The following is a 13,032-nucleotide window of genomic DNA, read 5'->3' on the forward strand; positions in this document are numbered from 1 at the left end:
AGAAGAAAGAATAAAAGTGTACGAAGTTTTGTTCAAAAATCAAATAGGAGTCCTATACTTTGGAAAGTGAATGATAACGCTAAAGCTAAATCTATTTCCAATTGACAGAATAAAGTTTCAAATATCCGCAGACAAGTATGGTAGCGAAGAGTCTAAGTTACCCTTTTCTGATGGTGATGCTGATCCTAATCTATTTACCATACTTAATGCACTAAATGCTCTAGATCGTAGATACAAATCTAGTAAAAGTGATGACAAGAATTGGATGTTACAAGAAGGCTTACTCGTTAAAGATAATAAGCGGTTTTTTTATGCGTCAGAAATGCATAAAAAGATTGGGATAAAACTCTACAATGCCTTATTCACTGGTGAAATTAAAGAAGCACTGCTTGAGGCATTGGGAAAAGCTAGTTCAACGGAAACTCAAGAGCGCTTACATATTCAACTTCAGTATGAAGCTGACGCGATTCAGACATCTAACTTACCTTTATATCCTTGGCAATTGGTACATAATGAACAGGATTTTCTAGCAAAACGCCGAGTTATCTTCTCATATCTAATTGCCCATAGAAATTCCCTACCAAAGGGAAAACGATCGGTTGAGCAGATGAAAGTTTTACTAATCTCATCAACGGCATTTGAAAATGACAATCAAAGAATTCAGTCGCAAGAACTAGCAATACGTCAGGGTTTGAGAAAAGCTGAACTGGAGAACAGTGCTTGTTTATTGTCCTGGTATCAACCGCCAAAAAAACCAACCTGTGAGAGATTACGTGATTATTTGACCAATCATAGAAATGAAAGTAGCAAACGTCCTGACATAATCCATTTCAATGGGCATGGCTATTTTAAGAGACGATGTTATACTCCTTCTTGTCTTAAAGACCATTCCAATGAAGTTATTTATCCAAAAAACGTTAATAAATGCAAAATTTGCAAAGTTCCTTTAAATAAACCTGAAGGATTTCTTCTGTTCGAGGATGATAACGCACAGTCTAATTACATAAATGCTGAAGCCTTTGCTAATCTGGTGAGTATTAGCAAGCCAGCACCAGCATTAGTAGTCATCACTGCTTGCAAATCAGCGCTAGCTTATGAAAGTGATTCAGTTTTCAACGGTATTGCTCAAAAACTTCTTCTTGATGTGTCAGCAGTTGTAGCAACACCATTTAATATCAGTGAAGATAGTGTAACTAGGTTTATAGAACAGTTTTATCGTGCCTTGGGTGCTAAACAATCGTTGCTAGAGGCAGTAACACTAGCTTCTAATGCAATGCGCTATTATGACTACGAATGGTATCGTCCAGTTATCTTCATGCGTTATGATGGCAACGAAGATGGATATCTGTTTGAATTTGATGATAGCTCAGAAACTAAATCAGAAAAAAAATCAGATGAACAGCAACAAGCAACATTAAATATCCCAGCGAACATTCCCCATAGTGGCATCATTGAGGATCAATTTTTTGGACGGGACGAGGAACTCAAAAAACTACAGAAGCTTTTCCAAGATAAAAATATAGTTGCTATTACTGGTATGGGTGGAGTTGGTAAAACAGAACTAGCTATTCAATATGCCAATCATCATTACAAGCAACAGACCTATGAAGGTGGGGTTTGCTGGGTTCAGATGGAGGAAGATGAAAATCAGGAAGACTCTAATCTGGGATTTGGAGAAATGCTACTCTTTGCTAAATCCGAATTAAACTTGCAGCCACCACCATCGGATTTAAAGAGTCAGATTAAATATTGTTGGAAGTACTGGCTAGAAGGCAATGTGCTTTTAGTGGTGGATAATGTTACGAAGAAGAATTTTGAGAAAATAGTACATTATCTACCGCCCACCACAGATAAACGCTTTAAGGTGCTAATCACCACACGGGACAAGTTAGGTTCGCCTACTGTACCACTGGACTTGAATGTACTGTCTCAAGAAGCAGGGTTGGATATATTGAATTCGCTAGTGGGAAAAAGAGTACAAGATGATTTAAAAGTTGCTAAAGAACTTTGTCAGTGGCTAGATAATTTGCCTTTAGGGTTGGAGTTAGTAGGACGCTATTTGAGCATAGACGAAAGTTTATCTCTAGCAAAAATGCAAGAAAGGTTAAAAAATCAGCGTCTGGAAAGTAAAGTTTTGCTAAAGAGGCAAGTGATGACCGCTCAGCGAGGTATTGTTGATGCTTTTGAGTTAAGTTGGAAACGTTTGGATGAAAATCAAAAATTTTTAGGGTATCTACTAAGTTTGTTTTCCTCCTCTCCTATTCCCTGGTTATTAGTAGAAAAAGTAGAAAGTGCAGGAAAAGTTGAAGAATCAACTGATTTAGAGGAAGCCAGACATACTCTAATAGAATTCAGTTTAATTAAAAAAAGTGATAAAGAAAGTGACGATAATGCTTACCAACTGCATCCACTGATTCGAGAATTTTTTAAAGATAAACTGAAATTATTAGAGACAAAGGTAAATGAAGAATACAAGCGCAATTTTTGTCAAGCGATAGCAGAAGTAGCTAGAGAAATTCCCCAGAGACTTACTATTAAAAAAATCTTAGAAGTTGAACAAAGCATTCAGCATATACAAGAGGCAACAGAAGAAGCTTTGAATAAATATCTGAGTGATGAGAATATAATCCAACCTTTCATTGGTCTGGGAAGATATTATGAAGGTCAGGGATTGTATTCAGAAGCAGAAAAGTGGTACAATAAATGCCTGTCAACTACTGAAGAACGCTTGAAAGAGGTGTGTTCTGATGTAGTTAAAAGTCAAGTAGTTAAAAGTCAGAATGCCCTGGCAGATTTATACTTATTTCTGAAACGCGATCAGGATGCTGAACTTCGATATCGCAAAGCTTTAAAGATTGGAAAAAAGCTCCGAAAACAGAAGCCTTATGATAAAGATAAACAATACGCTCTTGATGTAGCCAAAAGTCAGGCTGATTTGGGTTATCTCTACTCCTTGCAAAAGCGCTATTGGAGAGCTAAGCCCCTACTTGAGAGCGCACTAAAAATCAGAAACGAATATCCAGAAAATCACTCAGAAATTGTAGAGAGTTTAAACTACTTAGCATATTTTTATCGTGTGCAGGAGGACTGGGATAATGCTCAAAAGCTATATGAAAAAGCGTTGCAGAGGAGTGAAAACTTCTCAAACGATGAGGATGAAAACTTGCTTATTGCAGCCGAATGTTACCATAATTTAGCTACGTTTTACCATTCACGGGAAAACTATGACAAGGCTGAAGATGGTTATCATCAAGCGTTGAAGCTGAATCAACAATTACAAGGACAGGAGAATCTAGAGGCAGCTCATATTTTGAGTACCTTAGCTAACCTCTATAAAGACAAGAAAGATTATAAAAAGGCTGAAGAACATTATCTCAATGCCTTAGATATTAGAAATAAACTTTTAAAAAAGCACTTAAACATTGCGGAAAATTTGAGAAAACTGGGTTACCTATTTTATGATCAACAACGCTATTCAGAGGCTATATCTTGGTTTTACAAAACATTAGAAATGATAAAGGATCTGATTGACGATAAGGAGCCATCTGCATCTAATAATAAAGATAAATTAGTTAAATGGATATACGGTATTTTGTGTTCATTGGAAGACTTAGTACATAAAAGTAAACGTCAAGATGTAGTTTTTCAATGGGGAAAGATAGCTAAATTTGACGAAAAGCAAACGCTTCCTTTACCGACAATATCTGATGAAATAATCGCTCCTGTCTTAAAACTCCTGGGTTGTGATAAGTAAATAGGCGGAAATAAACATTACTATGTTAAGAAATATAAAATTACTGAAACCCTTACTAATAAATAATGACAAATGAAAAATGACGATCTAACTAGTTAACTTTATTTGTGCCAACCTACTTAGTGAAATTTAAGAGTTCAAAAAGAAAAAGAGTGCCTAAATAGAGCCTCTATTTTTATAGGCTGAAGGAATTGATAAATCCTGGCAAAGAGAGGCAAATCTTCTTGCCAGGATCGCTAGAGAAACCTAAATAAGGATACGTTAGTAAAGCTTTTCCATCAGGAATCACTCAGTTGCGTAAAATCTTGTTAATAGGTGGCTTGGAGTGTATAAGGGACTTAATTTTCAACAAGTCTTGCTCTTTGTGTAAGCACTCCTCAAACTCTATGCAGTAACCCTCTTCATCGCGTCTTACACACTGTGGTTTGCAATTTTCTTTTTGGGTTATCCGCTTAGCACGACTGTCAACAGTATTCGCTTCTTGTGAGCACGCTTTTGGTTGATTCGGTTTTTGCGTGTCGTTTGCTACATTAGTAGAAACAGCATTTGCTCCTTCTTCTGCGTTTATCCCCACAGGACGAGCATTAGCCGCGCTCATCCCAACCGCAGTAATACCAAGAGTTACAATCAAGGAGATTGTGTCTTTGACAATTCTGTTTTTATTCTTCATAGTTGGTCAATCCTTGTAAAGCCAAAAGTAAGGTGTCCCAATGTCAACCAAAAAAAACAATTCCAGCTTTAGTCAGAAAATCATTACTGACTTGCTAATAAGGCACACTTCTGGAAGTTTTCAAAGCTCTTTCTCTTTCAGATATATGCGTTTGCACAGGAGTTTTCTCAATTACATTCGCTGCGGATACCTGTGTTGGTGAGGACGTAATAGCAAATGGGAGAATAAGTAAAGGGCTGGTAACGAAACGTTTCATACTTTCTGAACCTTTATGATTGATAAATAGTTAAGAAGAAGTAATAGAAACAAGGAGAAAACAAGCAATAAATGATATTGATATTGCTCAGAAGGTATTTACTTGTTTATCCTGCTTCTACTTTTATATAAGTTCAAGTCCAATCGACCTATACACTTGTGTGAGGCAAATACAAATTTACTTTCAAGATAAAAAATCTCTAACCCTTATATATCAAAGCTTACAGGAAATTATGTTTCTTCAAGATGTAACACCATTTCACAAAATTCATGATACAAATAACATTCGGGAGAGACGCGATTAAGGTGAAACAGTATAACGGGACGCAATAGACTCACATTTTGCATCAGACCTCGATGATTACAAATCGCACGACAGTCACACACCGCTTTGCTCTCAATTTTCACAAATCATATAGGATTGCTATAGTTCAGAACTCTCAAAAGTGTATAAGCTGAAAAAAACAAACCTATATATATGATGTAGCCCCCGGAGGATAAATTAAAAAATAGTCTCTGGTGCTAAAGCTTCGCTGTTAATGTCATGTTTTCAAGAGACTTGAGGTAACTAAAATTACTATGGTGTCACCGTCAAAATATTGGCAAATGCAGATACTTCCTATAGGGGAAAACGTTCAGCTTAAAAAATATAGAGAAATCGGTAGGGCTAAGGAGTTTTTTAAAATACAATTCCCTCACCTAAGCAACAAACCCACGCTATCGATAGAAGAAAATAAGCAAGTTCAATCACTTCTGTGGGAAATGTTTCGTTCAGCTGATGACATTTACCAACGGGCGATCGCAGGGCTTTGTTTGCGGTGCTATGTTTCACACAGAATTCTCATCACCTGCAAAACTATCCCTCACATCTACAACGTCAGTGCAGAAAACCTTTTTAGGTACACCGATTTACTTCCCTTCGTTTTAAACGACGATGGTACAGCACTGGTGATTGTAGATAGTGAGGGTAAAAATCAACATATCTTAAACCATCATGATAGTACAACTCAACTCATTCCAAAAGGCGGAGGATTTTTTAGCGTTGACATTTTGCAAAGATTTAATCCCAACTTAGGTTCTAAAGAAAGCTTAGATAATTGGACTACCAGACTTACCCGCCAGAATGAAGAAATCAAATCATTTTTGTGGGAGTTTGGGTTAGCAACTCCCAGTGATTGGGGATTACTATGTAAATCTATTCCTCGTTCTCTATCTGTGCTTCTCTCCAAAAAAGACCGTGAAATCGTCAAAGCTTTTCAAACAGTTTACCAACGAAATAGACTCAAAACACAGCAAAAAGGGCGCTGTTTTGAACCTACATCAACCCAATTACAAGAAATGTTACATTTGTTGCAGCCCGAAAATATTATTTTTTCTTCACAAGAATTAGTATCTCATCTCAAAGACATCGCAGAAATATTGCGTCAAGACTGGCTTTTTAAAAAAACAGGCACTACCAAAACTATACCCACAGAAGTATATGATAATTCAACAAATGATTATCTTCCTAACCCAGATCTACCTTATTATACAGACCGCGAACCGGAGGATATAGAATTAGAAAAATTACAAGAAATCTGTAAAAATTTGTTTGAAAAAGTGTTATGTAAAATAATAGCAGAGGTAATTAACCAGCGAATTGAAGATTTGAAAAAAAGTAGAGGTTACAAAAACTTTGCTCAACGGTTTCCGGAAGGTTTACGACTTTATTACCAAGAAAATAAGTCCTTGAGTGAAATTGGGAAACTTTGGGAAATCGAATGGAGTAAAGCCAGACGAATTTTTCAATTAGAAAACTTTTTGGAAGTTGTGCAGTATCGAACCGAAGAGATTTTTTTAGAGGAACTTTTACAATCAGTTAATAAATATCAGTTAACTAGAATTTCTCATGAACCTGATTATCTAAAAAATATTGTTGCTGAAATTAGAGGATTTGCCTATGAGAAAACATTTAAAGAAGCAAAAGCAGAATTAGCTGCTAGTAAAAAACAGATAAAAAACAGCTTATTTGCTCAAATGATCCGCATCTACCTTAATAATTAATAATTTATGATAAAACATACATAACTATTGGATCATACAATGAATCACGGAGGAAATATGGTTAACTCACACATTTATATAATTGGTACACAAAACATAAAAATAAACTTGTCACCAAAAATTGTTTGGCTAGAACCAGAATATTTTGACGAAGCGCGAGTAATTAGTGAGAATCATTTTAGCCAGTTCGGCGAGTTCGGCGCATGGAAAATATATTTAAATGCACTAGCACAACTTGGTTTTGAAAAGTGTCTGAAAGAACGAAATCCAAATATCAAAATTAAACCAGACAAGAGTGCTAATGCAATTGATGATGTCTGTTATCTCACTGTAGGTGAATTTCGCCTCTGCTTAATTACTGTAGATAACCTGATTGATGATTTTGTCATCGTACCAGCAAAACTTGTTACCTCAGCCAAAACGGCTGCTCATTTCTATGTCTTGCTGGAGGTGTTAGAAGAAGAAGAACAATTAAATATTCATGGCTTTTTACGTTATGATGAACTATTTAAATATTCTCAAACACCAGATTTTAAATCTCAGCTAGATGGTAGTTATCAATTACCCCTGTCTTTGTTTGACACGGAGTTAAATAACCTCTTGCTATACACTCGTTTCTTAGAACCATCTGCGATTAAATTACCTGTAGTAGTAACAAGTAATAACAAAGTTAGAGAAGTAACTCAGGTAACAACTCAAGTAGGTAAAGCATTAGTCAATCTGGGTAAATGGTGGGATAGAGTATTTGAAGAAGGTTGGCAATCTACAGATTTTATTGGGAGTAGAATTCCAAATAACTTAACTTGGGGTTATGTTAGAAGCCGGAAGGAGTCAAATAATTTTCCTATTTCACAAACTAAATTATTTGATTTTGGACTATTGCTGCAAAATCAACCCTTAGCTTTAATTGTCAATCTTAAAAAAGAAGAAAATGGAGAACAAGGTGTGCTTGTACAAATTCTTCCTCCTCATGAAGAATATTTACCTTCAGGCTTGAACTTGAAAATTACTCTTAATCCCAATACCCCTGATTCTATAAGTCAGGAAGTCAGTGCGAGGCAAACTGATAATGCTATTCAGTTAGAATTTAGTGAAGTAGTGGATAAAGAATTCCAGGTTGAAATCAGTTATAAGGGAGCTGTATTTACTGAAGAATTTATATTGTAAAAAGGGAAGGAGAAAGCTTCTCAACTAGGAATGACTCGATATCTGACACAAGATACAAATCGCTGAAAACCAGTTCCCATAAGGTGCGCGGATGGTTTAAGAGTACCATTGCCCTGAAATTGTTGTATAGAAGGAGCGTACAGGCTTTTTTGCCCTTTCTCATTTTGTACACCTACCCATCCGCGCATTTGGCAAGGAAATCAGTCTAATTACCGATCGCTACCTCTATTAAAATAAGCGATCGCCTAATCCTTGCACACCTTAATTTACCAAATCAGGAAATACCTCTTGCACAGCAGGATGTACTAAGCGATGATTCTGCACATTCACACCCTTAGCTAATGCTGGGTTAACTTCCAATGCCTTAATTCCTAAATTCGCCAACTGGACGACATAAGGTAATGTACTATTATTGAGTGCCTGGGTTGCTGTCCAAGGTACTGCTCCTGGCATATTGGGAACGCCATAATGTACCACACCCTCTTCAACGTACACCGGATTTGTGTGAGATGTGGGGTGTAAAGTTTCTATACAACCACCTTGGTCAACAGCTACATCAACTATTACAGAACCAGAACGCATTTGTTTGACCAATTCGCGGGATACTAGTATTGGCGCTCTACGTCCCAGTACTAAAACTGCACCAATGAGCAAATCGGCTTGTTTGACGGCGGCTTCGATATGAGCAGAGTTGCTGTAAACCAATTCGACTCTAGAGCCAAACAGGGTTTCTAAATAAGATAAGCGCTCGACACTCACATCTAAAATCTGGACGCTAGCACCCACGCCTACGGCAATTTTAGCTGCTTCTGTCCCAACAACGCCGCCACCTAAAATTACTACTTTGCCTGGTTGGACTCCAGGGACACCGCCTAAAAGAACTCCTCTACCACCTTGTTGGCGTTCTAGAAATCTCGCCCCAAATTGTACTGCTAGCCGACCGGCAATAACGCTCATAGGGGTGAGCAAGGGTAGTCTGTTAGCACCAGGTTGTTCTACGGTTTCGTAGGCGATCGCAGTTGTGCCACAATCAATTAAATTCTCTGTCAATTTGCGATCGGCTGCTAAATGTAAATAAGTAAATAATATCTGCCCTTTCTGCAAAAATTTATACTCGGATGTTAGCGGCTCCTTGACTTTAACAACTAATTCCCGATTCCAAGCCGTTTCTGATGTAGGGACAATCTCGGCTCCAGCACTTCTGTAGTCGTCATCTGAGAATCCAGCACCATTACCTGCTTGCGTCTCTACGAAGATGCTATGACTATTTTCCCGCAGTACCCGCACACTAGAAGGACTTAAACCTACCCGAAATTCTTGATCTTTATTTTCCTTGGGAACGCCAATTTCCATATATCGCCTCTGATAATTTTTTTGTTTAACTGTAGCCTGGGAATTTTTTGCTTGCTACTGATCTATTACAGATAGCTGTATTAGAGATAGTTAATCTGTGTCCTAAGTTTCTCAATTTAATTTGAGTAGACTCAAACTCTTACCCTTGACTATTGCCCCAGTATTTATACAATATATAAAGAATAGTAACAATTTATTAAAAGAGCGATTGTATAGCTTCCTACTATGAAGCTTTTGCTGAATTTCTCAAGTCATCTTGGTATTCAAGCCTGCAATCAGCTTATAAGCTACCAAGTCTAGGGTAAAAGTTAAGGGCAAATAATTCCTTTAACCTTTAGCGTTTATCCTCACCTTCTTAGACAATTGCTGCGAAGTCTAATATCAAGTCCCGTTTGCCGAAAAAAGGTTTCTTAAAAATGACACAAATACAACCAACGATTACACCTAAACTAGAAGAGCCTAAATTTGGCTTTAATGAATATGCTGAACGCTTGAATGGTCGAGCTGCAATGATTGGCTTCGCTTTGCTGCTGGTGATTGAATATACAAGTAATCAAGGGGTGCTATCATGGCTGGGTCTGAAGTAGTGCCACCCAAAAGCACAAGGTAGAAGTTGTAAGCTAGTAATTAAAAGAGTTTCAACCAGCTGGAACAACCAGTTGGTTTTGACTTTAACAATTGATAGCCAAGTACTTCGCCCTAGATACTTTAATTAGACTTATTCGTAAATTATTGCCCTAGAATGTAAGCAAGAGAGGAATCAAAATATTTATTAGTCATAGAAATATTATAGACTTGCAACTAGTACAGTACGGCGGAAATCCGGCTACTATGTCAATTAACAAGACTTGGCAAGGGGCAAAATCCCACAAAATCCCACAGTTAAAGGTAGGCAAACTTCCCCCACAGTCTACTAGTATATACAAAGCGATTAATGAGTCAACTTCCTCGCCTACCTAAGAAAATCATATATTAGTATCTGCCTTGGATGAGAAAGGCAAATTATGGGTGAGGTATTCTTGGTAAATATACACAAAAGGTGAACTGGAACCAACCAAGCTGTGATGAATGCTGTATTACCTCGTTTTTTGAAGTCAACCTACCGAAAAGAGCCACTAATCAGTGTATTGATTACGATGGGCGCTATAGATGCCCTGATTGGCGGATTGAATGATAGCTGGTCGTTGTTCGCTTTTGGTTTGGGAACAACAGGGATAGCGCTAGCTTTTAAGTTGTGGCGTTTCCAGCAGCATCGTCCTTTACCAGAGGAGCCTGTAGTGCAACATTATTTGCCCTCTCGTTCTTCTAGTGCGCCTTTACCAATGTTAAGCGTTTCTAAGAAAAAACCACCTCTTTAGGAAGTGCAGAGTTATTACTTAATAACTCTGCAAAATTGATGGGAGTAACCGTATCTATAAAAGTGAGGAAAAAAAGTGAGTAGTGAGGGAAGAGGTAGGGGTAATTTTCTACGCCCGTATATTATCCTGGCATTTATGGCAGCTGTTGCCCTTCCAGTGACTACCTGGGAAGGGTTTTATATTCATGAAGCTCATGCTGCCATTGAGGTAACACCAAACTCCCAAACTACCAACAGCTTTGCTAATGCCCAACTACTTTACACACTCAAAGGACATAACGGAACTGTTAAATCTCTCGCTTTCAGTCCAGATAGCAGAGTTCTTGTGAGTGGAGGCGCAGAAAACGAGGGTGTAATTCGCCTGTGGAACCCAGCAAATGGCAAAAAGTTGGGGAATATTAACAAAGCGCACCAAACAGCCGTAGAATCTTTAGTGATTTCGCCAGATGGGCAAACCCTCGCTAGCTGTAGTGATGACAACACGATTAACCTGTGGAACCTGAAAAATTTTAAATTTAGCCGCTCTTTTGTTGGACATACGAGTAACGTATTATCTTTAGCGGTGTCTCCTGATAGTAAAGTTCTCATTAGTGGAGCTTTGGATGGGATTCGGATATGGGATTTGCTACAGCAGCGCCCGCTTGGTACTCTAGTACGTTTTGATAATTTAATTTATACCCTAGCCCTTAGTCCTGATGGGCAGACCTTAGCTAGTGGTGACAATAAGGGTGTAATCAAACTGTGGAATTTGAGTACTGGTAAATTAATTAATGAATTTGTAGCTCATGATAATGTTGTTAGGAGTGTGATCTTTACACCAGATGGACAAACATTAGCTACTGCTAGCCGCGATCGCACGATTAAACTGTGGAATATTAATACTGGAGAATTAGTCCGCACCCTTACAGGACATAATAACTGGGTGAATGCGATCGCCATTAACCCCGATGGACAAACCCTTGCTAGTGCTGGTAGAGATGGAATTAAATTGTGGAATTTAACTACAGGTGAGTTAATAAATACACTAAGTGGACATACAGACTGGGTGAGTGCGATCGCTTTTAGTCCTGATGGTAAAATTCTTGCCAGTGGTGGATTTGATCAACAAATCAAGATTTGGGGAACTCCACAAAACTTAATCAACACTGAACACCAGTTACTCAACCATTTCAAGAAGTCGGGTAACTGAATGATACATGGTAAAAAGTGCGTAGTTTACCGCCGTAGGCATCGCATCATAGTAGTACTAAGGTGATAAATATATGAATATTGAGCAAGCAGTTTTGGAAAAATTGCGCCACCTACCTATAGATAAGCAGCAAGAGTTATTGAATTTTGCAGAATTTTTGTATCAAAAAAATATTCCCAAAAGTCCCTTACGTAGCGTTAGAGGATTATGTGCTGATTTAGCAGTGGATATTACTGAAGAAGACATTACCCAAGCTCGTCAAGAAATGTGGGGGAATTTTCCCAGAGATATTGTTTGATGACATCAGTAGTTGCAGATACACACGCTTTAATTTGGTATGTTTTTGACCTAGATAGACTATCAAAAACTGCCCAAACAGCTTTAGAGCAAGCAGTCAACAGTGGTAATCCTATTTATGTTTCAGCGATTTCAGTGGTTGAAATCGCTTATTTGGTTGAGAAGGGACGTTTTGCAGAAGAGGTATTAACACGAATTTTAAATGCTCTGGATGACCCTAATGTAGGTATTGTATTAGCACCTTTAGATCGTAATATTTCGGGCGCAACGAGACAAATTGACAGAGCAACTGTTCCTGATATGCCAGACAGGATCATAGCAGCTACTGCTTTTTGTTTAGGTCTTCCTCTAGTTACCCGTGATTTCCAAATTCAGGCATTAACAACTATTCAAACTATTTGGTAATAAATTGGGAAACCTGATACCAGTCGCTTATGGGGTTTTCCTAAAACCGTGCTGGCTCAGCGCGCAGCCTAGTGATTACTGTCCAGGTTTCTAGCCTGATAGTGATTTTTAGATTGTTTGCTAAAATTTAATATTGCATTGCATTTTTAGAGTTTTTATAGTAAAAAATCAACCAAAGCCCAGATAAAATTTTGCCAAAACTAGCTAAAATCAATGCTGGTAGCAACCAAGAGCGATGTCTACGATGGTCACTGAGCGGCTGGTCCTGAGCCTTGGGAGAGCGTAGCCGTAAAGCCTGCGGCATAGCTACGCTTAGGGCGCAGCCTAAGAAGAGAAGGGCGCAGTCGTTCGCGTTAGCGTCTCCGACAGGAGAAGGGAGTCGAACCATGTCGTACCACTTCGGGGATCTTGCTACGCGCAGCGTCTCCAAGAGTTGTGCGGGCTACGCCTACCCCAATTGTTGAAGAACTGTGAATCCTTGATGAAAATACAGCCGAGCTAATATCTTATCCAGCAAATTATTGTAAGTATAAACATAGGTT

10 protein-coding genes are annotated in these 13,032 nt (G+C 38.2%); 8 read left to right on the plus strand and 2 right to left on the minus strand.

The features are described 5' to 3' along the window. Window positions 1-70 precede the first annotated feature (70 nt). Complete coding sequence (locus LC586_RS09280) at window positions 71-3,754, plus strand: CHAT domain-containing tetratricopeptide repeat protein (protein ID WP_229484275.1); 3,684 nt, start codon at window positions 71-73, stop codon at window positions 3,752-3,754. Window positions 3,755-4,043: 289 nt separating this feature from the next. Here LC586_RS09280 and LC586_RS09285 read toward each other — a convergent pair whose 3' ends face one another. After that, on the minus strand, window positions 4,044-4,424 hold the full coding sequence (locus LC586_RS09285) for a hypothetical protein (RefSeq protein WP_229484276.1): 381 nt from the start codon (window positions 4,422-4,424) through the stop codon (window positions 4,044-4,046). A gap of 1,017 nt (window positions 4,425-5,441) precedes the next feature. On the opposite strand from LC586_RS09285, the gene LC586_RS09290 reads away from it, so the two are divergent. Together LC586_RS09290 and LC586_RS09295 are read left to right on the plus strand one after the other, a co-directional pair. Then, window positions 5,442-6,722: a hypothetical protein gene (locus LC586_RS09290; protein ID WP_229484277.1), complete on the plus strand. Its 1,281-nt coding sequence runs from the start codon at window positions 5,442-5,444 to the stop codon at window positions 6,720-6,722. A 108-nt stretch (window positions 6,723-6,830) separates the two neighbouring features. Beyond that, window positions 6,831-7,889, plus strand: coding sequence for a DUF1822 family protein (locus LC586_RS09295; protein ID WP_229484278.1), 1,059 nt, complete (start codon window positions 6,831-6,833; stop codon window positions 7,887-7,889). Window positions 7,890-8,150: 261 nt separating this feature from the next. On the opposite strand, the gene ald is transcribed toward LC586_RS09295, so the two are convergent. Beyond that, a complete protein-coding gene (gene ald / locus LC586_RS09300; protein WP_229484279.1) occupies window positions 8,151-9,242 on the minus strand; it encodes an alanine dehydrogenase in 1,092 nt (363 codons plus the stop codon). Between the two features lie 416 nt (window positions 9,243-9,658). Here ald and LC586_RS09305 point away from each other — a divergent pair, with 416 nt between their 5' ends. The 5 genes from LC586_RS09305 to LC586_RS09325 all read left to right on the plus strand — a co-directional run bounded on the left by LC586_RS09305 (window position 9,659) and on the right by LC586_RS09325 (window position 12,490). After that, complete coding sequence (locus tag LC586_RS09305) at window positions 9,659-9,829, plus strand: CAB/ELIP/HLIP family chlorophyll-binding protein (protein ID WP_229484280.1); 171 nt, start codon at window positions 9,659-9,661, stop codon at window positions 9,827-9,829. Window positions 9,830-10,306: 477 nt separating this feature from the next. Further along, window positions 10,307-10,600, plus strand: coding sequence for a hypothetical protein (locus LC586_RS09310; protein WP_229484281.1), 294 nt, complete (start codon window positions 10,307-10,309; stop codon window positions 10,598-10,600). 135 nt (window positions 10,601-10,735) lie between these two features. Further along, window positions 10,736-11,788 (plus strand): WD40 repeat domain-containing protein, encoded by a 1,053-nt coding sequence (locus LC586_RS09315; protein ID WP_233715530.1) that lies wholly within the window; start codon window positions 10,736-10,738, stop codon window positions 11,786-11,788. 73 nt (window positions 11,789-11,861) lie between these two features. Next, entirely contained in the window at window positions 11,862-12,086 is a 225-nt protein-coding gene (locus tag LC586_RS09320) for a DUF2281 domain-containing protein (RefSeq protein ID WP_229484283.1), read from the plus strand. Further along, window positions 12,086-12,490 (plus strand): type II toxin-antitoxin system VapC family toxin, encoded by a 405-nt coding sequence (locus LC586_RS09325; protein WP_229484284.1) that lies wholly within the window; start codon window positions 12,086-12,088, stop codon window positions 12,488-12,490. The genes LC586_RS09320 and LC586_RS09325 overlap by 1 nt, the downstream gene beginning before the upstream one ends. Window positions 12,491-13,032: the final 542 nt, after the last annotated feature.

The organism is Nostoc favosum CHAB5714, assembly GCF_020829495.1.
Classification (GTDB): Bacteria; Cyanobacteriota; Cyanobacteriia; order Cyanobacteriales; family Nostocaceae; genus Nostoc; species Nostoc favosum.